This window comes from Pantoea sp. YU22 (genome assembly GCF_003970755.1).
GTDB lineage: Bacteria > Pseudomonadota > Gammaproteobacteria > Enterobacterales > Enterobacteriaceae > Pantoea > Pantoea piersonii.
In genome coordinates this window covers 168,995-190,278 of record NZ_RYDU01000004.1, presented here as the reverse complement: position 1 = coordinate 190,278, position 21,284 = coordinate 168,995, and the positions used below count along the sequence as shown (strand labels likewise).

Genomic DNA, 21,284 nt, shown 5'->3' with positions numbered 1-21,284 from the left:
TGAGGCGCTTCCTTAGGAGGCTTTGTCACCTGAGGGCGGGGGTGTGTCGCCGATTTTATGTTGATATTCATGGCGAAACCAGCGAAGGTTAACCGGCTGACGCCTGCGCACGCTTTTAACCAGCGGAATAAGGTGTTCGCCCACTTGCATGCCAAACAGCCCCAGCAGCGCAACGATTGGCGGCGCCGGTGAATGCACGCCCAGCGCGGCGTAAATCAGACCGGCCAGCATGCCAGCCGCCAGCGAAACAGAATAGGTTTTCAGCATCATCAGTTCGCCTGTTTCGCGGTCAGTGGAGGGGATACCGCGCGTTTATCCGCGGCACCCTGCGTCTGCTCCTTTACCGGAACGACAGCGGATGCCTCGCGGTGAAACAGCCCGCCGCCCAGGGAGCTGCCGACGATCATACCCAGCAGTCCCACCAGCGCGACCGCTGGCGGAGCGGGCGACTGGACCTTGAGCAGCGCGTAAACCAGGCCGATTAACACGCCCGCGCCCAGAGAGATCAATAAAGGAGTCACAGGTTTTCCTTTCCAGCATGGCTGGCCGGCCACAGGAACCACCGGCCAGCTGGCGAGATTAACGAACGTTCGCAGGAACCGGCGCCAGCGTACGGTGTTCGCTCTTCTGGCGAGAAGGTGCTTTGTGAACCATGGTGTAGGCGTAATCGACGCCGATGCCGTAAGCGCCTGAGTGCTCTTTCGCAATGTCCATAACGGCGTTATAGGTCTCTTTATGGGCCCAGTCGCGCTGCCATTCCAGCATCACCTGCTGCCAGGTCACCGGGATCACGCCAGCCTGAACCATGCGCTGCATCGCGTAGTCGTGCGCCTCTTTAGTGGTGCCGCCTGATGCGTCAGCCACCATATAGATTTCATAATCGCCTTCCAGCATGGCGCACAGCGCGAAGGAGTTGTTGCACACCTCGGTCCAGAGGCCTGAAACCACCACCTTTTTCTTGCCGTTTGCCGCCAGAGCGTCGCGCACTTTCTGATCGTCCCAGGAGTTCATTGAGGTGCGCTCAAGAATGTCCTGGCCCGGGAACACGTCCAGCAGCTCCGGGAAAGTGTTGCCAGAGAAGCTCTCTGTCTCAACGGTAGTCAGTACGGTCGGAATGTTGAAGACTTTCGCCGCTTTCGCCAGCGCCACGACGTTGTTTTTCAGCACCTGGCGATCCATTGACTGAACGCCAAAAGCCATCTGCGGCTGCTGGTCGATAAAGATGATCTGGCAGTTTTGCGGCGTCAGTACTTCAAGTTTGCGATTGGTCATGTCTTTGCCCATTGAGGTTAGTATGGCTACATACCGTGGAAAAATTTAACGGCAGTAAATAACAGTTTTCCTGTTAACCCAGTGGCGTGATGTCGCGCTACCGGTGGGTCACTGTCTGAGCGCAGTGTAGGAACCTTTTCTTTTTCAAACTATTATCCTTAGGTATACCTATACGAACGTATACCTATCCTTTTGTATAACTAGACGCTTTCCAGACCTCCCGATCATAATCCCGCCATCCCAGTCACCTGCACTTACGGCAGGACAATGCGCTGTCCACGGCCGATCTTGCCGCTTCGGACGCCTTCATTCAGGAGTTTCTATGGTTACCCTTGGTAAAGCAGACGTCATTCTCACTAATGGCCGGTTTCATACGGTCGATCGCGGCAACCCCATCGCCGATGCCGTTGCCATCCGCGACGGCAAATTTCTGGAAGTGGGCAGCCTGGCTGACGTCATGCAGCACCACTGCGAAGGCACCAAAGTCATCGACCTGAAGGGCCATACTGCTGTGCCGGGCCTTAACGACTCGCACCTGCACCTGATCCGCGGCGGCCTGAACTACAATCTGGAGCTGCGCTGGGAAGGCGTGCCCTCGGTCGCCGATGCGCTGCGCATGCTGAAAGAGCAGGCGCTACGCACCCCGTCGCCGCAGTGGGTGCGCGTGGTGGGCGGCTGGACCGAGTTTCAGTTCGCCGAGCGCCGCATGCCGACGCTGGACGAGATCAACGAAGCCGCGCCGGATACCCCGGTGTTCGTCCTCCACCTCTATGACCGCGCCCTGCTCAACCGCGCCGCGCTGAAAGTGGTGGGTTACACCCGAGATACGCCGAACCCGCCGGGCGGCGAAATTCAGCGCGACAGCAACGGCAACCCGACCGGCATGCTGATCGCGCGTCCTAACGCCATGATCCTTTACGCCACGCTGGCGAAAGGGCCGAAGCTGCCGCTGGAGCAGCAGGTCAACTCCACCCGCCAGTTTATGCGCGAGCTGAACCGTCTCGGCCTCACCAGCGCCATCGACGCGGGCGGCGGCTTTCAAAACTACCCGGAAGACTATGAGGTCATCGCCGAACTGCATGAGAAGAAGCAGATGACGATCCGCATCGCCTATAACCTCTTTACTCAGCGGCCGGGACACGAGCTTGAAGATTTTGAAAAGTGGACCGATATGCTGACGCCGGGCCAGGGCAGCGACTACTTCCGCCACAACGGCGCGGGAGAGATGCTGGTCTTCTCCGCTGCCGACTTTGAAGATTTCCTCGAGCCGCGTCCCGATCTGGCGCCGGGCATGGAGGATGAGCTGGAGCGCGTGGTGCGCCATCTGGTGGAGCATCGCTGGCCGTTCCGCCTGCACGCTACCTATGACGAATCGATCGACCGCATGCTCAACGTATTTGAAAAGGTTAACCGCGAGATCCCGTTCAACGGCCTGCACTGGTTTTTCGACCATGCGGAGACCGTCACCCAGCGCAATATCGACCGTATCAAAGAGCTGGGCGGCGGCATTGCGGTGCAGCACCGCATGGCGTTCCAGGGCGAATATTTCGCCGAGCGTTACGGTATTGAAGCGACCCGCCATACACCGCCGGTGGCGCGTATGCTGGAGACCGGCGTACCGGTTGGCCTGGGTACCGACGCCACGCGCGTCGCCAGCTATAACCCCTGGACCGCGCTCTACTGGCTGGTCTCCGGCCGCACCGTCGGCGGCATGCAGATGTATGACGTCAACGCGCGTCTCGATCGCGATACCGCGCTGATGTTGTGGACGCAGGGCAGCGCCTGGTTCTCCAGCGAGCAGGGTAAAAAAGGTCAAATCAAAGCGGGCCAGCTGGCTGATATGGTGGTGCTGAGCAAAGACTACTTCAGCGTCCCGGAAGAGGAGATCAAAGGCATCGAGTCGGTGCTGACCCTGGTGGACGGCAATATCGTCTACGCCGCCGGCGCGTTTAACAGTGAAGCGCCGCCCTCTATTCCGGTTCTGCCGGAGTGGTCGCCGGTCGTCAAGGTGCCGGGTCACTACCGCAGCGCGCCGCCGACCGCAGCAACCCGCGTAGGGATGCAGCAAATGCCTCATCAGTGCAGCGGTCCGTGCGGCGTGCACAGCCACTCGCATGATATCGCGCGCGGCGCCAGCCTGCCGGTGTCCGAGGAGAACGCCTTCTGGGGCGCGCTCGGCTGCAGCTGCTTCGCGTTTTAATCGCCATGACGACGCGATTTTCTCAGCCGCCCCGCATTAATGCGGGGCTGTTCTTCCTGCGCCTGACCGGCTGCCTGCTGTTGCTCTACGTGCATGGCCTGCCGAAGGTGTTTCACTTCAGTGAAGAACTGACGCGGATCGAGGATCCCTTTGGCCTCGGTCCTTATATGAGCCTGATCCCGGCTATATTTGCCGAAGTTATCTGCCCGATTTTTATCCTGTTCGGCCTGTTTACCCGGCTCGCCTGCCTGCCGATTATCGGCGTGCTGCTGGTCGCCATGACCGTTGTCCACCCCGGCTGGAGCATTGCCGAAGGCCAGTTTGGCTGGCTGCTACTGATTATCTTTACCACGCTGGCCATTACCGGTCCGGGTCAGTGGCGCATCGGCTCCGACGCGCGCAGAGAGGTACGCTATGGCGCAGGTTAACGATATCAATGCCGTCACCCCGGACGAGGCGATCGCGCCCGTCCCGACGGCCGCATCGCCCTGGCAGCCGCTGCGCCAGCCTCTGTTCCGCATGCTGTGGATAGCGACGGTCGTCTCCAATATTGGCTCCTGGATGAATGACGTCGGCGTCAACTGGACCATGCTGACGCTCAGCGCCGATCCGCTGAACGTGGCGCTGGTGCAGGCGGCCAGCAGCCTGCCGATGTTCCTGTTCGCGCTGCCCTCCGGCGTGCTGGCGGATATTATCGATCGCCGCAAATACCTGCTCTTTTCGCAGCTGTGGGTGTTTATTGCCGCAACCGGTCTGACTTTACTCTCTTTCACCGGGCACGTTACGCCGCTGGTGTTGCTGATTGCCGCCTTCCTGATGAGCGCTGGCGCAGCAATGAGTTCGCCGCCCTTTCAGGCCATCGTGCCGGATCTGGTCAGCAAAGAGGAGCTGGGTCCCGCTATCGCGCTGAACTCGCTCGGCATCAACATCAGCCGCGCCATCGGCCCGGCGCTCGGCGGTCTGATTCTGTCGTTCGCGGGGCCGTGGATGGTCTTCATGCTAAACGCCCTCTCCGTGCTCGGCGTGGCCTGGGTGCTCTACCGCTGGAAAGAAGCGCCCAGCGTGCAACGGCTGCCGCCGGAGCACTTCTTTTCGGCGGTGCGCGCGGGCCTGCGCTATGTGCACGCCGCGCCGGTGCTGCGCAACGTGCTGGTGCGTACCGTTGCCTTCTTTGTCTTTGGTAGCGCCGGCTGGGCCCTGCTGCCGCTGGTGGCGCGTCGCGAGCTGGGGCTGGGCCCGGGCGGTTACGGCATTATGCTCGCCTGTATCGGCGTGGGCGCTATCAGCGGCGCGGTGCTGCTGCCGCGGCTGCGTAAACGGTTCAATCCCGATCGGCTGATGGTGCTGGCGAGCCTGATGTTTGCCGCGACCATGCTGGCGCTCGCCTTTATCAGGCACTTCTGGCTGCTGAACGCCTTTGAGTTTTTTACCGGCTTCGCGTGGATCGCCGTGCTCTCGACGCTGAACCTGGGTGCACAGCGCAGCGCTGCCCGCTGGGTTAAAGCGCGCGCGCTGGCGGTCTATCTCACCGTTTTCTTCGGCTCGATGACGCTGGGCAGCGCCGTCTGGGGGCAGCTCGCGTCCCGCTACGGTATCCCGGTCTCGCTCTGCGTCGCCACGCTGGGTATGGCGCTAGCCAGCCTTACCGTGCTGCGCTGGCGTCTTGATAAAGATCCCGATCTCAACCTTGATGTCAGCGAAATCAGCGAGCCGGTTCCGGCGCTCGATATTCATCACGATCGCGGACCGGTGCGGGTGAGCTACGAGTATCAGATCCGCCAGGCCGACGCGCACGCCTTTACCCTCTGCATGCAGGATATGAGACGTGTCCGTCGGCGCGGCGGCGCCATCAACTGGGCGGTCTATGAAGATATCCTTCAGCCGGGCCTTTTCGTTGAGACCTTTGTGGTGGGTTCCTGGATGGAGCATCTGCGCCAGCTTGAGCGCTACACCATGAACGACCAGAAAATTCAGAACCGCGTTTATGCATTCCATCAGGCCGAACAGATGCCGGTTGCGCGTTATCTGGTTGCGCCTGAATAACAGCTGCTTTTCATTCAACATCACAAGGAAAAGACAATGAGCACGATTAACACTGCTGACGGTACGCAAATCTATTTTAAAGACTGGGGCAACGGGAAGCCCGTTCTGTTCAGCCACGGCTGGCCGCTGGACGCTGATATGTGGGACAACCAGCTGAACCTGCTGGCGGAAAACGGCTACCGCGTCATCGCGTTCGATCGTCGTGGTTTCGGCCGCTCCGATCAGCCGTGGACCGGCTATGACTACGATACGTTCGCATCCGATATCAACGATCTGATTACCCATCTCGACCTGCAGAACGTCACGCTGGTGGGTTTCTCCATGGGCGGCGGCGACGTGACGCGCTACATCAACAACTACGGCTCGGCGCGCGTAGATGGCCTGGTGCTGCTGGGCGCGGTCACGCCAGCTTTCGGCAAAAGGGAAGATTTCCCGCAGGGCGTGGATCAGTCGGTATTCGACGGCATTCTGGCCGGGCTGCGCAACGATCGCGCGCAGTTTATCAGCGACTTCGCCGTTCCTTTTTATGGCACCAATGCCGGACAGACCGTCTCTGAAGGCGTGCTGACGCAGACCCTGAATATCGCGCTGCTGGCGTCGCTCAAGGGTACGCTGGAGTGCGTTAAGGCGTTTTCCACCACCGATTTCCGTCCCGATATGGCGAAAATCGACGTGCCTACGCTGGTTATTCACGGCAGCAACGACCAGGTGGTGCCGTTCGAAACCACCGGCAAGCTGGCCGCAGAGATGATTGAAGGCGCGCAGCTGAAGGTGTACGACAATGCGCCGCACGGCTTTGCGGTAACGCATACCGAGCAGCTGAACACCGATCTGCTGGCGTTCCTCAAGACCCTTTCATAACGCGTTCCATTTCCACGCCGACAACAACAGCCATACGTCGCCGTATGGCTGTTTTAAAATGTCGCTGAATGCGTCACTGCTAAAAACATCTCATTTATTGATATCTTTCAGGGCAAACGCCGTCATCACCAGCAGCGTTGACGTAAATGAAGCGTTTACCAGTAAGGCGGTCAGCATCTTTTTTCCCCTCTTTCCACTGTTGAGTTAAAAGCGCGTAGTAAATTTTAAAGCGCTGCCGCAAAAGACGCCTGACCAGCTTCTTTCTCTATCAGCCGCATCAGAAGCGAGATCCGGCGATCGGTCCGTTCAGGGGTATCCGGCGGCAGATGATATTGCAGGCTATAGAGTTTCCCTTTCTCGTTGAAAAAATCGACGGCGATAACCGGCATAATGCCGCCCGGCACTCGGCGGTAATTGACCTGGAGCCGTGAATTACCCAGTTTCATCCTGACCGCCATCACGCTCTCATCCGCTACTGACGGGTAAAGCCGCCGGTCTGCCGGTACGATAATGCTGTTCATGACAGTCCTCCTGATTTCCAGATGCATGTATAGCGGGAGGATGCCGATAGCGGCACCCTCCACCGATGGTCAGGCTGATGGCTTAAGCCTGATGTTCAATTACATCCGACGCATGGTGCGCAATGGGTATGCGGCGCGGTTTCTCGCTTTCCGGGATCTCCAGATGCAGGCCAACGCTGAGCAGCCCGTCCTGCAGTCTCGCCTCTGTCACCTTCATATGCTCCGGCACGCTGTAGCTCAGACGGAAATCGGTGCGGCTGATGCCGCGGTGCAGCCAGTTTCCATCGCTGCGATCGCTGTCAGATGACGCCTCGTTTTCGGTACGCTCCTCTTTTCGACCGGTCACCGTCAGGCGACCGCCCGCCACTTCGATCTCCAGCTCGCTCTCTTTCCAGCCGGGTACGCTGAGGGTGAGCGTATAGCGCTCGTCGTCGAGCTGTTTGAGGTTATAAGGGGGCGCGACGGCAACAGGCGTATCGCCGGTCAGCTGGCTAAAAAGGCGGTCAATGCGGCTGAAGCGATCGGAAAAAAGCGAATCGCTGATTAAAGGAAACACCGGGAAATTACGTAAAGACATAGTGATAACCTCCTGAATTAGTCGTTCATTCAAAAGCTCATCGGGAACAGGCGTCTCCCCTGTCCAGTGACAGTTATAGATGCATCCGGAGAGTTTTCAAGCCTCGCCGTGGCGATTTTTTTTATGCGGTAAAAACAACGCGCGCTTCACGGCCGCAAGCATCAGGCCGTGCGCAAACAGGCTGTTCAGGAGGCGTCGCGGGCGGCGAACTTCTGCAGTGCGGGGCCGTCCAGCCGGTAGCGAACCCACTCGCTCAGGGGCAGCGCATCGATGCTGTGGTAAAACTCTTTGGCGCAGTTATCCCACTCGAGGACGTTCCATTCAATACGGCTGCACTGCCGACTGACCGCCAGTTGCGCGATATATTGCAGCATCGCCTTGCCCGCGCCTCGCCCGCGATAGTCGGGGGTAAAATATAAATCTTCCATATTCAGGCTGCGGCGGCCTAACCATGCCGCATGGCTCATCGAAATAACTGAATAGCCAGCGATTATCCCGTCAATTTCACAAATACAGGCTTCAGCTGTGGTTTCTGGTGAAAACAGCGACTTTCGCACCTCTTCGATATCGGGAACAGACTCCAGCGGCGCGTCCCGGTAAACGGCTAAACCGTTGATCATATTATAAATAGCGTCAGCATCTTCCAGGCGGGCCGGTCGGATCGTAACACTCATAAACTTTCCCTTAACCAAACAGTTTGATGCCGGTAAGGATAATCGGTATCTTTCAATGAATTAAGTGCAATAAAATCAATTACAGGTGAATTTCATGCATCATGTGCTGCGGCGGCTCGATCTGAACCTGCTCCCTGTTTTCGATGCGGTCTACCGGCATCGTTCCGTCCGGCTGGCAGCAGCGGAACTCTCTATGAGCACCTCTGCGCTGAGCCATGCCTTAACCCGGCTGCGTGAATTTCTTAAAGATCCGCTCTTCTATCGCGAAGGGCATAAGATGTGTCCCAGCGTTTACGCCAGCCAGCTGGCACCCTATATCGCTGAGTGCTTATCCGCCCTGAACCAGCACCTTAATCCGGTGCAGCCATTCGATCCCCTGAAGAGCAAAGAGGCGTTTCGTCTTGCCGTAACCGACTACACCGCTTTCAGCGTCTTTCCTGGGTTGATGAACAGCGTGCAGAGAACGGCGCCGGGCATTGATTTTGAGCTTTGCTATTTGCCTCATAAACCGGCGCTGAATGAATTACTGGCGGGAGAAGTGGATTTGGCGCTGAGTTTCAGCGAACCGGATGAGGTCATACACCCGGATCTGGAGGAGATCGATCTCTTCAGTGACGAATTTGTCGTGCTCAGCCATAGCGCACGATCGAGCCTGACGCTGGAGGAGTATCTCGCCGCCGGGCATCTGGTGGTGACCCCCTGGAACGAAAAGAAGGGATTGCTGGATACCCACCTTGCGCGCCTCGGACTGGCGCGCCGTATCACGCTAAAAACGCCTTCGATGCTGAGCTCGCCGTTTATCGTGGCGGAGAGCGAACTGCTTATGGCGATCCCCTCTTCCGTTGCGAACCGTCTGCAACCGCTCGCCAGCGTGAAGATCTTCCGCCTGCCTTTCGCCGTGCCCCGCTTCACCGTAAAAATCTACTCTCACAAGCGAAGCGGAAAAAAATCCTCTACGCAATGGCTTAAAACCACCATCTGCCAGAGTATTCAGCAAAAAAACGGCCAGTAGCGGCAGAAGGCCTACCCGCGCGCCGCTACTCTGATTCGCCGCTGATTTTACCTCGACGAGAGAAAGTGCTGTTCTCCAGGGTCGCTTTTTCTCTTTTTGCCGCCGCAGTACTGTGCTCCTGAATTCAGCGCGCCGGAGCGGTCATCTCCTCTCTGACGCCTGCCCTTTTTCTCAATGAATACAGGAGACTTTTATGAGCCGTTTAGCGAGCATTACTGAAAACGAAGCCGCGGGTAAAGCCGCCCAGTTGTTCAGCGCCATCAAAGGCAGCATGGGCAAAGTGCCGAACGCTTATCTGACCATCGGCGGCAATTCGCCGGAGGTTCTCGGCCAGATGCTGCAGCTCAACGCCACGCTGCACAAGGGCAGCCTGAGCGCGCGGGAACTGGAAGCGATTAACCTGGCGATAAGCGAAGAGTCAGGCTGCGATTACTGTCTGGCCGCGCACACGCTGATGGCGAAGAAAGCGGGTTACAGCGATGAGCAGGCGAAGGAACTGCGTGAGGCTCGCTTTAGCGAAGACGCGCGTATCAACGCGCTGGTGCAGTTTGTTCAGTATGTTGTCTCTTCGCGCGGCACCGTTCCGGCCGAGCGCGTTGAGGCTTTTCGCCAGGCGGGCTTCACCGATCGGCAGGTGGTGGAAACCCTCGGCGCCGTCAGCGCCATCCTGTTTACCAATATGGTTAACCGGGTAAACGATACGGTAGTCGATTTTCCCAACGTGAACTGATCGCGCCAGGCGGCCGACGCGATCCGCAGGCCGCCTGAGCTGACCCACTCTTTTTAAGGAGAGCCGCCATGGCCGAGTTGTCATCACAAAAATCCGCACGCTTCAGACCCGCCGAGATCGCCGCACAACTGCCCGCGACGGCGACTACCCTGCTGGCGGATATCTATCTGACCGATCGTCCTGAGGCCAGCAGCCGCGTATTTCGCGCCTACCGGGGCGTTCCTCCCCACTATCATCGTGAGTGTGATGAATATCTGTATGTGCTCTCAGGCAGAGGCACATTCTGGATGGAAGATGCGGCGACCGAAGCTGAGTTCGGCCCCGGCGATATGCTCTTTTTTGAGCGCAACGTCGTGCACGCTCTGCCCGTGCTGCTGGAAGAGCCCGTGATCTTTCTTACGCTGGACACGCCGCGCCGCTCGCCCGACGACGTGGTGTTTATCGATTCGAGTTCCGACAGCGCCGCGACCTTTATGGCGCGCTCCGCAGCGCACCACCGCTGAGCCTGGGCGCGCTGCCGCATGATGTCAGTAGCGCGCCTGCGCGCTTTCTGTTACAAAAACAGCCAGATGACAGGCAGAACGCTGTCTGTCGCGCCTTTTGCGCATCCCGCATTCACCCGCCGCTTTCTGATCTCTTCAGCGCGAGGTCGCCCCACCCGCCGACGCGCCGGGCTTATTGCAGGCTGCCTCAAGGCGCATCAATCAATGACCGCGAAGCCTGAGCGGCGATTCAGGTAAATCTTCTCCAGGGAAGCCTGCATGATACGTCTTGAAGATGTCACGTTGTTCGTCCGTTCTGCCGCACTTGGCAGCTTTTCCAGCGCGGCCCGCGAGGCCGATATCCTTCCCGGCCAGGTCAGCGCCGCGGTCAACCGTCTGGAGCGCGACCTGAACAAACGCCTGTTTGCGCGATCCACCCGCAGCCTGCGCCTCACCGCCGACGGTGAAGCCTGGCTCCCCTACGCTCAGGAGATGCTGGCGATTCTGCAGGCTGGCACCGAACAGCTGCAGGGCAGCGAAGATGAAATGCAGGGCGAGCTGAAAATAGCCGTTCCCTCTGATATCGGGCGCAACGTCGTTCTGCCGGTTATCACCGCCTTTTGCGAAAAGCATCCCAAAATATCGCTGCGCATTTCCCTCTCCGATCACGTCAGCGACGTCTTTCGCGATCCGGTGGACGTGGCCATTCGCTACGGCGTGCTGGAAAACAGCAGCTATGTCGCCCTGCCGCTGGCGGAAGATAACCGTCGCGTGCTGGCCGCGTCGCCCGCCTATCTCCAAAAACATGGTCGGCCGCAGCAGCTTGAAGATTTGCTGCGCCATCACTGCCTGCTCTATACACTGAATGGACACGTGTATGACAAATGGTCCTTTCCGGAAAATGGCGTCAGGCGGCAGCTGACGGTAAGCAGCCGCATGCTGTGCGATGACGCCGACGTGGCGCGCCGCTGGGCGGTCGCGGGCATGGGAATTACCTATAAATCCTGGATCGACGTCAGCGCGGACGTGCTGGCAGGCAGGCTTGAGATAGTGCTGCCGGAACGGCCCGGCGAGGCGGTACCGCTCAACCTTATCTGCCCGCATCGCAAGCAGTTTTCCCCGGCGATCCGCGAACTGCACCGGCTGCTGCGCGAACAGCTCAAGTCGATTACGGCGCTGATGCATACTCACCCCGCTTTCGGACATGGCGAAGCGGCCCTGCTGTCGGCGAATCAACGCATATAGAGGATAAAAGGATGCATCGGGTAGGCTTACTGATTTCTGATTACTTTCAGGTTTTAGGGCTCTCCACGCTGAGTATTTTTGAGTTCGCCAACCAGGTAGCTGGCGAGCCGTTTTATGCCTGTACGGTCTATTCAGAACGGGGCGGCCCGGTTAAATCCTCATACGGCTTTGGGGTCGACAGCCAGCGGCTGGATGCCGACGCGCAGATCGACACCTGGCTGGTTGCCGGGGTGCTGACGCCGCTGGAGCTGCCCGCAACGGCAGGCGTGGTCGACTTTTTACAGACGCACGCCCTGAAAGCGCGACGCGTGGCGGGCATCTGCACCGGCGCGTTCGTGCTGGGCCAGGCCGGGCTGCTGTCGGAACGCCGCGCCACGACCCACTGGGTGCATGCGCAGAGCCTGAAGGCTTTGCATCCCACCACGCGGGTGGAGGAGGATCGCATATTCATTATCGACGAGCATGTCTGGACCTCCGCCGGGCTTACGGCCGGGCTGGATATGGCGCTCGGCATGGTGGAGAAAGATCTGGGCGCGGAGGTGGCGCGCAGCGTGGCGCACCTGCTGGTGATGCACCACCGCCGCTCAGGCGGCCAGACGCAGCACTCGGAAATGCTGATGCTGTCGCCGCGCAGCGATCGCCTGCAGTCTGCGCTGGAATATGCCCGTAAAAACCTCAGCAAATCCCTCAGTATTGAAGAGCTGGCCGATGCGGTGCACGTCAGCGCCCGTCAGCTCAGCCGCCTTTTTCGCTCCGAAACCGGTAAGTCGCCTGCTAAAGCGATTGAAGGCCTGCGGCTCGAAAACGCCAGGCTGTTGATTGAACAGAGTCGGCTGTCGATGGAGGTTATCGCGCGTGAATCGGGCTTCCGCGACCGCCGTCATATGCGGGAAGTGTTTATCCGCGGCTATGGTATTCCTCCGCAGGCGCTGCGTACCGGCAAAGCCTGATCGCTTCTCCCCCTCCGTTTTCCGCTTCTCTTTCTTCCGCATGATGGCCGGTTTTCCGGTCATCATGATGTCCGAAATCACTACCCTCTGCGTCAGTCGCGACATCGCCTGAATGCGTATTCTGAATTCACCCGCCCGATAACTGACAAGGTGAACAGTATGACGCAGCAAAAAGAGATCCACCGCGGCACGGCCGTCGTAACAGGTGCCTCAACCGGCATGGGCGCGCTCTACGCGGGCCGCCTGGCGCGCATGGGTTACGACCTGATTATAGTGGCGCGCAACCATAACCGCCTGAACCAGCTGGCGGAGCATATCACCACCGACAGCGGCCGCAGCGTCGAGGTCGTGGCGGCTGATTTAGGCGATGCCGCGCAGCTCGCCGCGCTGGAAGAGAAGCTGCGGCAGGACGCCAGTATCACCCTGCTGGTGAATAACGCTGGCATCGGCACGCATATCCCGCTGCTGCAGAGCAATGCCGAACAGATGACCGCGATGATCAACCTTAACGTCACGGCGCTGACCCGCCTGACCTACGCCGTGGTGCCGGGATTCGTCGCCAGAGGCCGTGGCGCCATCATCAATATCGCCTCCATCGTCAGTATCGCGCCGGAGCTGCTGAACGGCGTCTACGGCGGCAGCAAGGCCTACGTGCTGGCGTTTTCCCAGTCGCTGCATCACGAACTGGCAGATAAAGGCGTTCAGGTGCAAGCGGTCCTGCCCGGTGCCACCGCTACGCCGTTCTGGGACAACGGCGGCCTGCCGGTTAGCCAGCTTGACCCAAAAATCGTTATGAGCGCGCAGGAGATGGTTGACGCCGCACTCACAGGATTTGCCCGCGGCGAGCTGATCACTATCCCCTCTCTGCAAAACGAAAAGCTGTGGAGGGACTACGAACAGGCGCGTCAGGCGATGATCCCGCATCTTGGCAGCGACGCGCCCGCTGAACGCTATCAGCCCGTTTCTTTGCACTGACTGACCCTGACAACTTCACGACTCCACCACGTTTATCTGAAGGAATATGACCATGAAACTGACTAACAACACTGTTTTCATCACCGGCGGCACTTCTGGCATTGGCCGCGCGATGGCCGAGAAGTTTCATCAGCTGGGCAACCAGGTGATTATTTCCGGCCGCCGCGAAGCGCTGCTGAAAGAGGTCACCGCCGCCAGCCCGGGCATGGATTACGTGGTGCTGGACGTGACGAACGCCGACAGCATCAAAGCCGCCGCGCAGAGCGTCCTGACGCGCTACCCGGCGCTGAACGTGGTGATTAACAACGCCGGCATCATGCCCTTTGATAATGCCGCAGGCGAGCTGGATGACGAACAGGCGGTGACCCTGCTCAATACCAATATTCTCGGCCCGGTACGCGTCAGCGCCGCCTTTATTGAACATCTGAAACAGCAGCCGGACGCGGTGCTGATCAACAACAGTTCGGTGCTCGCCTTCCTGCCGCTGGCGACCAACGCGCTCTACTCCGCCACCAAAGCGGCCATTCACTCGTACACCCTGTCGCAGCGCTTCCTGCTGCGCGATAGCGGCGTTCAGGTGATTGAAATCTCCCCGCCGTGGGTCGATACCGACCTGATTTACAAGAGCGGCGATCCGCGCGCCATGCCGCTGGAAGACTTTATCCGTGAAACGTTCGACAAGCTGGGCACCGACACCATTGAAGCTATCGTTGACCGCGTGCTGCCGGTGCGGGATAACCCAGGCGCGAACGAGCACGCGCTGGTGAATCAGTTTAACCAGTCCGTCGCTGATAACCCGATTCCCGTCCAGTAACACCCTCAGGGGCGATAAGCCCCTGCTTTAGCCGGAGCTGAATCATGAACGCTGCTGTTTCGTCTTCCCAGCGCCGCGCCTTGCGCGCGCTGAGCATCGCCTACTTCGTGCAGGCAACCGGCGCGCTCTCGGTCGCTGGCAGCCTGCCCGCGATTTCTGCCGCCTGGCACTTAACGGATCCGCAGAGCGCGCGTCTGCTGAGTATTTTCGGCCTGACCTTTGCGCTGGCCGCACCGCTGGCGCAGGTGTTTTTTGGTCATTTTCGCCGCCGCCAGCTGGTGTTGTCGGGGATGTTGCTGTTTGGCCTGGGCGCGTTCGCCTTTGCGTTCTCGCCCGGCTACTCCGCGCTGGTGGCGTCACGGGCGCTGATGGGGATCGGGGCGGGTTTTATCGGCCCGGTGCTGGTGGCGCTCGGTTCGGAACTGGTGCATGAGCAGCAGCGCGGTCGGGCTATCGGCATGGTGCTGCTGGGCGTCTCGATGGCGAGCCTTGCCGGTATCCCGCTCGCGGCCTGGGTGGCCGCTCTGTGGGGCGCGAAAGCGCTGTTTGCCCTGGTCGGGCTGGCCAGCCTGCTGAGCGGACTGAACATCTTGCTGAGCGTGCCGAATGAGAGCGTGGGCGTGCGTATACGTCTTGCAGAGGTGGCTGGCGTGCTGGCCGAGGGTAAGTTGCTCTCTGCCTTTCTGGTGGTGTTTTTTATTACCTCTGGCGTCTACAGCTTTTATGCGTTTATCGCGCCGCTGATCCGCGACACCTATGCCGGTGGCCCCCATACCGTTTCCGCCGCGCTGGCGGTGCTGGGCGTAGCGGGCGTGCTGGGAAACCTTTACGTCACGCGCGTGGCGTCCCGGCTGCGCGCCGAACAGCTGCTGATAAGGGGCATGGCCCTGCTTATCCTCGACACCCTGCTTATCGCCCTTCTGCCTAAGCTGCCGGGCCTGCTGCTGCTGGCGCTGGTTTTCTGGGCGTTCGCCACCGATCTGCTCTGGCCCAGCCAGCAGCGTCGGATCGTGGAGCTGTCGTCGGCCCGCCATCGCGGTATCGCGCTGGCGCTCACCAGCGCCTTTATGTTCGGCGGTATTGGTTTCGGCTCGGCGGTCGCCTCCTGGATCTATCCCTCGGCTGGTTTTTATGGGCTGGTGGTGCTTTCCGTCGGCTTTATCCTGCTTGCGCTTCTCAGCCTGAGAATTTCAGAGCGGCTGCGAAAGCGCGCCTTTACGCCAGCCAGAGCCGCCTCTCTCTGCGAAAGCGATTAACCGTTTTAGTGCTCTTCTGTCGCCCCTTTTTCGATCGGGGCGCTGTCAGCTTCTACGCTTACACATGCAAAAGGCGACAAGCTTCCTTTCATTAAAACCAGACGGAGAGATCTATGCATAACAGGCATGTACTTTTAGTGGGCGCGAGCGGCGTAGTCGGCTTTGCCGCTCACGATGCCTTTCATCACGCTGGCTGGCGCATCACCACGCTGGGAAGATCGCCGCAGAGCCCTCACGCTTCCCCCCACCTGAGCGCAGATCTGAGCTCCGCAGAGGATCTCAGCAAACACCGCCAGGCGTTCGAATCGGTTACCCATATCTTTTATGCCGCCCTGCGCCAGGACCCTAATCCCGGCGTGGAAGCAGATATCAACGCGCTGATGTTTGAAAATCTGATTGAGGCGGTTCGCTCCGCCGGGTCGGCGTTGCAGCACATTATTTTCGTTCAGGGCGGAAAGGTTTACGGCGCGCATCTGGGCGTTTACCGCACGCCGGCGCGGGAAGAGGACAGCCGTCATTTTCCGCCTAACCTCTATTTCCGCCACGAAGACTACGCCAGGAAAGTGGGCGATGAAGCGGGGATCGGCTGGACGGCGCTGCGTCCGGATATCGTTATCGGCCACTCCTTTGGCTCGCCGATGAACCTGGGCAATCTGATCGGCGTCTATGGCACGCTGTGCCGTGAAACCGGCACCGCCCTGCACTTCCCCGGCCCTGATGACGCCTGGCGCAATACGCTGGTCAACATCACCGACAGCCGCATTCTCGGTCAGAGCGCCATCTGGGCCGCCGAAAACGGGAAATATGGCGCGTTTAATATTACTAACGGCGATGTCTTTCGCTGGAGTCACGTCTGGCCGAAACTGGCCGACTGGTTCGGCGTGCCCGTCGGCGAGGCGCAGCCGATTTCGCTGAGCGAGCGACTCAGCGCGCTTAAACCGCTCTGGGCTTCGATTGCCGATAAAGCGCAGCTAAAGGAGCGGGATATTGACCGGCTGGCGCTGGGGGGCTTCGGCGATTTTATTTTTCACGTAGAGAAAGATGCCATATTCGATGTGACCAAAGCGCGTCAGGAGGGCTTCGATGCGATGATCAAACGCTCTGATGAGGTGCTGATTGAACATCTGGACGCGATGCGCAGCAGCAGGCTGATCCCTTAAGCCTGAGTAACACGGCGATGCCTTTCGGCATCGCCGTTGTGCGTTAGTCGATCAGCTTATCAAGGGAAAGCGGCAAATCGCGCACGCGCTTGCCGGTAGCATGATAAACCGCATTGCTGATGGCAGCCGCCATGCCCACGATGCCCAGTTCACCGACCGCTTTGCCGCCCATCAGGGTAGCGTGGTAGTCCGGCTCGCCGACGTCAATGGCGACGATCTCCGGCACGTCTGCATTCACGGCAATAAGGTAGTCCGCCAGGTTGTTATTAATCACGCGCGCGTTGCGCGGATCAATCACGCCCCCTTCCAGCAGCGCCTGGCCCAGCCCCATCACCATGCCGCCGATCCACTGGCTGCGCGCCAGCTGGGGATTATAGAGACGGCCGCTGTCAAACGCGGAGACCAGCCGTTTAACCCGCACGGTGCCAAAATCTTCGTCTACCCGCACCTCGACGAACTGCGCGCCCCAGCTGTGCGCGGAGAACGCCTCCGGCCGCGTCATTTTCGACATGGAGTGCACCGCCTGATCGCGATCTTCTTCGCTCTCATCCGGCGAGAAGGTGCCGGAGAGCACAGAGAGCGTAAGCGAATCATTCAGCTTCACCAGTTTGTCATAGCTGACCGCGCGCTCAGGCTGGCTTTTCACGCGCACTGCGCCATCGCGTAGCACCAGCTGCTCGCGCTCAACCTGGAACAGCGGCGAACCGGGCGATTCGGTCGCCAGCGTAAAGAGTTTTTCGCGCATCGCTTCCGCGGTTTTGTGCACCGCCGCGGTGAGATTGCCCGCCAGCTGCGAACCGCCCGCCACGCCAGCGCGCGGCAGATCGGTGTCGCCCAGCTCGACGCGGATCTGCCTGGAGGGGATTTGCAGCACCTCGGCGGCGGTCTGCGCCAGAATGGTATAGGTGCCGGTGCCGATGTCCGCCCCGGCGCTCTGCACCACCAGGCTGCCGTCGCTGTGGAAAATCAGTTTTGCTTCGGCGGGCGAGCGACTGACCGGATAAGTGGCGGTCGCCATTCCCCAGCCAATCAGCTCCCGCCCTTCGCGCATCGAGCGCGGCGCCATGCTGCGTTTATCCCAGCCAAACGCCTCGGCGGCGGCGGCGTAGGCCTCTTTCAAACGGCGCGTGCTCCAGGGGGCATTGAGCTGATAGTCGTGATCGGCCCAGTTGCGCAGGCGAAACGCCAGCGGATCGATCCCCAGCTCATAAGCCATCTCATCCATGGCGACTTCCAGGCCATAGGTGCTCGGGTTCTCTCCTGGCGCACGCATCCAGCCTGGCGTGACGGTGTTGATCGCCGCGACGTAGTGACGCGAATAGACATTCGGCACCGCGTAAAGACGGCCTGTCGCTTTGTTGGTGCCCTCCGCGAAGGTATCGATCATCGAGGTATCGCTCAGGCCGTCATGGATAATCGCCAGAATTTTGCCGTCGCGCGAGGCGCCCATCTCCAGATTCTGAATGGTTGCCGGACGACCACCCAGACCGGTAAAGGTTTGCGGGCGGGTTAAAGAGACTTTGATCGGCCGCCCCAGCGCGCGCGAGGCGACGCAGGCGAGCGCGACGTGGGTATAGGGCACCGGTTTGGAGCCGAAGCCGCCTCCCACATAGGGAGAGATAATGCGCACCTGGCTGACCGCGATGCCCAGCCACTCGGCAATCTCCTTCTGGGCGCCCATCACCCACTGGCTCGGCTCCCAGACCGTCATCCGGTCATCCTGCCAGGAAGCGATGCAGGCGTGCGGCTCCATCGGCGTATTATATTCGCGCGGCGTCGCGTATCGCGCGTTGATCCTCACTTCCGCCTGCGCCATCGCCTGATGGGCATCGCCGAGATCGATATTGGTCGAGCTGTTTTCTTTGCGTTCGGCGCGCGGATCGTCCGGATAAATCAAGGCTGGTTCAGTCTCATATTCCGTTTCTACCAGGCTGGCGGCCCAGGTCGCCTGCTCAAAAGTCTCCGCTACCACCAGGCCGATATTCTGGCCGTTATGAATGATCTTATCGTCCTGGATGGGCGTATAGGTGGACTGCGCCGCGCCGCCGTCGGCGATGCCGGTAGGTTTGTTGATCTTCAGGCTGTTAAGGTGGGTATAGACCGCCAGCACGCCCGGTGCCTGGCGCGCTTTTTCCGTCTCCATGCGGATAATGCGCCCGCTGGCCACGGTAGACTGGATCACCACGCCGTAGGCGACATTTTCCGGCTGGTATTCCACTGCATACTTAGCCTGACCGGTCACCTTGACCACGCCGTCGCCGCGCTCGCGCTTTTCGCCCAGCGCCTGAAAGTTTTTTTCTGCCGTATCCATTATTTATCCTCTCTGTTCGGCCAGTTAAGCCATGCCGCCCGCTTTCATCAGCGCGCGGGCGATGGCGCGCGGCGCCAGCAGCTTTTTATGCTGGTTTTGCGGCAGCGCTTCGGCGTCCTGCACCACCAGCTCGGCGGCGCGACGCAGGGTCTGCTCGCTGAATGGCTGACCGCGCAGCGCGCCTTCAACGTGTCGGGCGCGCCAGGGTTTGGTGGCCACGCCGCCGACGGCGATGCGCAGGTCGCGGATGCGCTCGCCATCCAGCTCAATGCCGACGGCCGCGCTGGCGGCGGCAAACTCGTAAGAGCTGCGATCGCGCACCTTCAGATAATGGGAATGGCGCAGCGCAGCGGTTAACGGCAGCTCCACCGCCACGATCATCTCATCCGCCGCCAGATCGTGCTCCTGGTGCGGCGTGTTACCCGGCAACAGGAAGAATTCATCTACGGGAATACGTCGTTCGCGCTGTGCGGCGTTGCGCACGATCACCACCGCATCAAAGGCGGTCAGCGCGACTGCCAGATCGCCGGGATAGACTGCAATACAGCTTTCGCTGGTGCCCAGAATGGCATGGTTGCCATTTACGCCGTCGCGCGCGGCGCAGCCAGAGCCGGGCTGGCGCTTATTGCAGGCGGAAAAGGTATGCGGGTCGCGGAAGTAGACGCAGCGGGTACGCTGCAGCAGATTGCCGCCTATCGAGGCCATATTGCGCAGCTGTGGCGACGCCGCCTGCCAGAGACTGTCATAAATCGCGGGCGCGGATAGCTGACATTCAGGATGGTTCTCCACCTCGCTCATGCGCGCCAGCGCGCCGATGCGCAACGTATCCGCCGTAAAGGTAATTTCACGCATCTCCGCCAGCTGGTTGATATCGATCAGCGCGGCAGGCTGTTCGACATCGCACTTCATCAGGTCGATTTGGTTCGTACCGCCCGCCAGAAAGCGGCTGTTTTCGCGCTGTTTCTGGCGCAGCGCCTCATCCACGCTGCCGGTGGCAACGTAATCAAATGGATTCATGTTGCCTCCTTGCTGAGATCGGCGGCCGCCTGCTGGATCGCCTCGACAATATTGGGATAGGCGCCGCAGCGGCAGAGGTTGCCGCTCATATATTCCCGAATTTCCTCTGGCGAACCGGCGTGACCTTCGTCGATGCAGGCCACGGCGGACATGATCTGGCCTGGCGTACAGTAGCCGCACTGAAAGGCGTCGTACTCCAGAAAGCGCGCCTGTACCGGATGCAGCGTGCCGTCGGCCTGGGCCAGCCCTTCGATAGTGGTGACCGACTGGCCATTAGCCTGTGCCGCCAGCGTCAGGCAGCTCAGCACGCGTTTGCCGTTAATATGCACCGTACAGGCGCCGCACTGACCCTGATCGCACCCTTTCTTGGTGCCGGTAAGATTGATGTGCTCGCGCAGCGCGTCAAGCAAGGTAACGCGCGGATCGACCAGCAGCGTATGCGGTTGCCCGTTGATCTCCAGCTGTAAATGTAGATTTTCAGACATAGCTCGTTTCCAGTATTTAACGGGTTTTTAAAAGGGATGTTATGCACGTTATGAGGAGATGTAGTGTGGTGTGCAATCCGTTAAGTCTAGACGGCTAAGCGAGGGCGGGGTTGCCTGTTTCTGGAAATCTGTTGCCTGTTTCTCGCGGCGGGCGAGCATAGCGGGTTCAACAGAGCGCTGCTGACGCGTCCGTTACTGACAGCTTTGTGCGTCATTCAGATACAGCCTGTCGTTGCCTTTATCCCGTTTCGGGCGGCAGAGGCGGAAGTCCTCTCCCGGTAAAAAGGGAACCGGCCGCGCTGGCGGGTTCCCTGGCTGGGCGTAGCAGGCGAGCCTCAGACAACCTCGGCGATAGCGTACTCGCGGGCGATGGCGCGGGTTTCTTTACCCCACGTCGATGCTTTGGTTCTGACCTGATGAGTGTCGAAGGTTTCCTGACTGGTGAACAACTCCTCAACTGACCAGATTAAGGGATCGTCGGTTTCCCTGACCTCAAAAGCGAGGCATCCCGCCTCTTCCTTCGTCAGCCTGATGTGCTCAGGAAGATAACGGCGCACCAGCGCCGTCTCTTCCCGGTTTTTGCAGATTAAACGGCCAGTAAGCTTTATCACTGTTATCCCTTTCATTGCGTTACGTTTTAGCCGTTTTACACCAGTCTGAAGCCTTATAAAAGCCTGACGGCGCTACATTTCACAGCCC

The 21,284-nt window shown here is 59.7% G+C and carries 23 protein-coding genes; 13 read left to right on the top strand and 10 right to left on the bottom strand.

All coding sequences use genetic code 11. The features are described 5' to 3' along the window. Positions 1 to 12: 12 nt before the first annotated feature. Genes EKL29_RS08970 through EKL29_RS08960 form a run of 3 tightly spaced genes read right to left on the bottom strand, consistent with a single transcriptional unit; the run spans position 13 to position 1,272 of the window. Positions 13 to 267, bottom strand: coding sequence for a DUF1427 family protein (locus tag EKL29_RS08970; protein ID WP_120456996.1), 255 nt, complete (start codon positions 265 to 267; stop codon positions 13 to 15). 2 nt (positions 268 to 269) lie between these two features. After that, positions 270 to 521 (bottom strand): DUF1427 family protein, encoded by a 252-nt coding sequence (locus EKL29_RS08965; RefSeq protein WP_120456837.1) that lies wholly within the window; start codon positions 519 to 521, stop codon positions 270 to 272. Positions 522 to 579: 58 nt separating this feature from the next. Next, complete coding sequence (locus EKL29_RS08960; protein WP_120456998.1) at positions 580 to 1,272, bottom strand: hydrolase; 693 nt, start codon at positions 1,270 to 1,272, stop codon at positions 580 to 582. Positions 1,273 to 1,594: 322 nt separating this feature from the next. Between EKL29_RS08960 and EKL29_RS08955 the strand changes: the two genes are divergently transcribed. The 4 genes from EKL29_RS08955 to EKL29_RS08940 are packed head-to-tail and all read left to right on the top strand — an operon-like array spanning position 1,595 to position 6,376. Beyond that, a complete protein-coding gene (locus EKL29_RS08955; protein ID WP_120456838.1) occupies positions 1,595 to 3,472 on the top strand; it encodes an amidohydrolase in 1,878 nt (625 codons plus the stop codon). Positions 3,473 to 3,477: 5 nt separating this feature from the next. Continuing rightward, positions 3,478 to 3,900, top strand: coding sequence for a DoxX family protein (locus tag EKL29_RS08950; protein WP_120456840.1), 423 nt, complete (start codon positions 3,478 to 3,480; stop codon positions 3,898 to 3,900). Next, positions 3,887 to 5,515, top strand: a complete 1,629-nt coding sequence (locus EKL29_RS08945; RefSeq protein WP_120456841.1) for an MFS transporter — start codon at positions 3,887 to 3,889, stop codon at positions 5,513 to 5,515. The genes EKL29_RS08950 and EKL29_RS08945 overlap by 14 nt, the downstream gene beginning before the upstream one ends. Positions 5,516 to 5,551: 36 nt before the next feature. Beyond that, the gene (locus EKL29_RS08940) at positions 5,552 to 6,376 is read left to right on the top strand and encodes an alpha/beta fold hydrolase (RefSeq protein WP_120456843.1); all 825 of its coding nucleotides are present in this window, start codon (positions 5,552 to 5,554) and stop codon (positions 6,374 to 6,376) included. Between the two features lie 224 nt (positions 6,377 to 6,600). Here EKL29_RS08940 and EKL29_RS08935 read toward each other — a convergent pair whose 3' ends face one another. From EKL29_RS08935 to EKL29_RS08925, 3 genes are all read right to left on the bottom strand, one after another. Beyond that, a complete protein-coding gene (locus EKL29_RS08935) occupies positions 6,601 to 6,897 on the bottom strand; it encodes a hypothetical protein (RefSeq protein ID WP_120456845.1) in 297 nt (98 codons plus the stop codon). A gap of 82 nt (positions 6,898 to 6,979) precedes the next feature. Then, complete coding sequence (locus tag EKL29_RS08930) at positions 6,980 to 7,474, bottom strand: Hsp20 family protein (RefSeq protein ID WP_126689420.1); 495 nt, start codon at positions 7,472 to 7,474, stop codon at positions 6,980 to 6,982. Positions 7,475 to 7,659: 185 nt separating this feature from the next. Next, positions 7,660 to 8,148: a GNAT family N-acetyltransferase gene (locus tag EKL29_RS08925; protein WP_126689419.1), complete on the bottom strand. Its 489-nt coding sequence runs from the start codon at positions 8,146 to 8,148 to the stop codon at positions 7,660 to 7,662. 94 nt (positions 8,149 to 8,242) lie between these two features. Between EKL29_RS08925 and EKL29_RS08920 the strand changes: the two genes are divergently transcribed. From EKL29_RS08920 to EKL29_RS08880, 9 genes are all read left to right on the top strand, one after another. Then, positions 8,243 to 9,160, top strand: a complete 918-nt coding sequence (locus tag EKL29_RS08920) for a LysR family transcriptional regulator (protein WP_126689418.1) — start codon at positions 8,243 to 8,245, stop codon at positions 9,158 to 9,160. A 193-nt stretch (positions 9,161 to 9,353) separates the two neighbouring features. Continuing rightward, positions 9,354 to 9,890 carry a carboxymuconolactone decarboxylase family protein gene (locus tag EKL29_RS08915; protein ID WP_126689417.1) on the top strand — a complete coding sequence of 179 codons (537 nt, stop codon included), beginning with the start codon at positions 9,354 to 9,356 and terminating at the stop codon, positions 9,888 to 9,890. 68 nt (positions 9,891 to 9,958) lie between these two features. Then, a complete protein-coding gene (locus tag EKL29_RS08910; RefSeq protein ID WP_120456854.1) occupies positions 9,959 to 10,393 on the top strand; it encodes a cupin domain-containing protein in 435 nt (144 codons plus the stop codon). 258 nt (positions 10,394 to 10,651) lie between these two features. Further along, positions 10,652 to 11,617, top strand: coding sequence for a LysR family transcriptional regulator (locus EKL29_RS08905; protein WP_126689416.1), 966 nt, complete (start codon positions 10,652 to 10,654; stop codon positions 11,615 to 11,617). A gap of 11 nt (positions 11,618 to 11,628) precedes the next feature. After that, on the top strand, positions 11,629 to 12,567 hold the full coding sequence (locus EKL29_RS08900; protein ID WP_120456857.1) for a GlxA family transcriptional regulator: 939 nt from the start codon (positions 11,629 to 11,631) through the stop codon (positions 12,565 to 12,567). A 159-nt stretch (positions 12,568 to 12,726) separates the two neighbouring features. Beyond that, a complete protein-coding gene (locus tag EKL29_RS08895; RefSeq protein WP_126689415.1) occupies positions 12,727 to 13,542 on the top strand; it encodes an SDR family oxidoreductase in 816 nt (271 codons plus the stop codon). A gap of 52 nt (positions 13,543 to 13,594) precedes the next feature. After that, positions 13,595 to 14,356 carry an SDR family oxidoreductase gene (locus tag EKL29_RS08890; protein WP_126689414.1) on the top strand — a complete coding sequence of 254 codons (762 nt, stop codon included), beginning with the start codon at positions 13,595 to 13,597 and terminating at the stop codon, positions 14,354 to 14,356. Between the two features lie 44 nt (positions 14,357 to 14,400). Next, on the top strand, positions 14,401 to 15,612 hold the full coding sequence (locus EKL29_RS08885; protein WP_126689413.1) for an MFS transporter: 1,212 nt from the start codon (positions 14,401 to 14,403) through the stop codon (positions 15,610 to 15,612). 113 nt (positions 15,613 to 15,725) lie between these two features. Beyond that, positions 15,726 to 16,772 (top strand): SDR family oxidoreductase, encoded by a 1,047-nt coding sequence (locus EKL29_RS08880; protein WP_126689412.1) that lies wholly within the window; start codon positions 15,726 to 15,728, stop codon positions 16,770 to 16,772. 43 nt (positions 16,773 to 16,815) lie between these two features. Here the strand turns inward: EKL29_RS08880 and EKL29_RS08875 are convergent, their stop codons facing one another. From EKL29_RS08875 to EKL29_RS08860, 4 genes are all read right to left on the bottom strand, one after another. Beyond that, on the bottom strand, positions 16,816 to 19,083 hold the full coding sequence (locus EKL29_RS08875; protein ID WP_126689411.1) for a xanthine dehydrogenase family protein molybdopterin-binding subunit: 2,268 nt from the start codon (positions 19,081 to 19,083) through the stop codon (positions 16,816 to 16,818). A 24-nt stretch (positions 19,084 to 19,107) separates the two neighbouring features. Beyond that, complete coding sequence (locus EKL29_RS08870) at positions 19,108 to 20,100, bottom strand: xanthine dehydrogenase family protein subunit M (RefSeq protein WP_126689410.1); 993 nt, start codon at positions 20,098 to 20,100, stop codon at positions 19,108 to 19,110. After that, positions 20,097 to 20,585: a (2Fe-2S)-binding protein gene (locus EKL29_RS08865; protein WP_120456871.1), complete on the bottom strand. Its 489-nt coding sequence runs from the start codon at positions 20,583 to 20,585 to the stop codon at positions 20,097 to 20,099. Before EKL29_RS08865 ends, EKL29_RS08870 begins: the two co-directional genes overlap by 4 nt. Before the next feature lie 335 nt (positions 20,586 to 20,920). Continuing rightward, positions 20,921 to 21,196, bottom strand: coding sequence for an antibiotic biosynthesis monooxygenase (locus EKL29_RS08860; protein ID WP_311778993.1), 276 nt, complete (start codon positions 21,194 to 21,196; stop codon positions 20,921 to 20,923). Positions 21,197 to 21,284: the final 88 nt, after the last annotated feature.

What these genes read in the sequence shown, in the direction of transcription:
- EKL29_RS08970 (WP_120456996.1), bottom strand. Translation starts at nt 267, where the DNA reads ATGCTGAAAACCTATTCTGTTTCGCTGGCGGCTGGCATGCTGGCCGGT.
- EKL29_RS08960 (WP_120456998.1), bottom strand. Translation starts at nt 1,272, where the DNA reads ATGACCAATCGCAAACTTGAAGTACTGACGCCGCAAAACTGCCAGATC.
- EKL29_RS08955 (WP_120456838.1), top strand. Translation starts at nt 1,595, where the DNA reads ATGGTTACCCTTGGTAAAGCAGACGTCATTCTCACTAATGGCCGGTTT.
- EKL29_RS08950 (WP_120456840.1), top strand. Translation starts at nt 3,478, where the DNA reads ATGACGACGCGATTTTCTCAGCCGCCCCGCATTAATGCGGGGCTGTTC.
- EKL29_RS08945 (WP_120456841.1), top strand. Translation starts at nt 3,887, where the DNA reads ATGGCGCAGGTTAACGATATCAATGCCGTCACCCCGGACGAGGCGATC.
- EKL29_RS08940 (WP_120456843.1), top strand. Translation starts at nt 5,552, where the DNA reads ATGAGCACGATTAACACTGCTGACGGTACGCAAATCTATTTTAAAGAC.
- EKL29_RS08935 (WP_120456845.1), bottom strand. Translation starts at nt 6,897, where the DNA reads ATGAACAGCATTATCGTACCGGCAGACCGGCGGCTTTACCCGTCAGTA.
- EKL29_RS08930 (WP_126689420.1), bottom strand. Translation starts at nt 7,474, where the DNA reads ATGTCTTTACGTAATTTCCCGGTGTTTCCTTTAATCAGCGATTCGCTT.
- EKL29_RS08925 (WP_126689419.1), bottom strand. Translation starts at nt 8,148, where the DNA reads ATGAGTGTTACGATCCGACCGGCCCGCCTGGAAGATGCTGACGCTATT.
- EKL29_RS08920 (WP_126689418.1), top strand. Translation starts at nt 8,243, where the DNA reads ATGCATCATGTGCTGCGGCGGCTCGATCTGAACCTGCTCCCTGTTTTC.
- EKL29_RS08915 (WP_126689417.1), top strand. Translation starts at nt 9,354, where the DNA reads ATGAGCCGTTTAGCGAGCATTACTGAAAACGAAGCCGCGGGTAAAGCC.
- EKL29_RS08910 (WP_120456854.1), top strand. Translation starts at nt 9,959, where the DNA reads ATGGCCGAGTTGTCATCACAAAAATCCGCACGCTTCAGACCCGCCGAG.
- EKL29_RS08905 (WP_126689416.1), top strand. Translation starts at nt 10,652, where the DNA reads ATGATACGTCTTGAAGATGTCACGTTGTTCGTCCGTTCTGCCGCACTT.
- EKL29_RS08900 (WP_120456857.1), top strand. Translation starts at nt 11,629, where the DNA reads ATGCATCGGGTAGGCTTACTGATTTCTGATTACTTTCAGGTTTTAGGG.
- EKL29_RS08895 (WP_126689415.1), top strand. Translation starts at nt 12,727, where the DNA reads ATGACGCAGCAAAAAGAGATCCACCGCGGCACGGCCGTCGTAACAGGT.
- EKL29_RS08890 (WP_126689414.1), top strand. Translation starts at nt 13,595, where the DNA reads ATGAAACTGACTAACAACACTGTTTTCATCACCGGCGGCACTTCTGGC.
- EKL29_RS08885 (WP_126689413.1), top strand. Translation starts at nt 14,401, where the DNA reads ATGAACGCTGCTGTTTCGTCTTCCCAGCGCCGCGCCTTGCGCGCGCTG.
- EKL29_RS08880 (WP_126689412.1), top strand. Translation starts at nt 15,726, where the DNA reads ATGCATAACAGGCATGTACTTTTAGTGGGCGCGAGCGGCGTAGTCGGC.
- EKL29_RS08875 (WP_126689411.1), bottom strand. Translation starts at nt 19,083, where the DNA reads ATGGATACGGCAGAAAAAAACTTTCAGGCGCTGGGCGAAAAGCGCGAG.
- EKL29_RS08870 (WP_126689410.1), bottom strand. Translation starts at nt 20,100, where the DNA reads ATGAATCCATTTGATTACGTTGCCACCGGCAGCGTGGATGAGGCGCTG.
- EKL29_RS08865 (WP_120456871.1), bottom strand. Translation starts at nt 20,585, where the DNA reads ATGTCTGAAAATCTACATTTACAGCTGGAGATCAACGGGCAACCGCAT.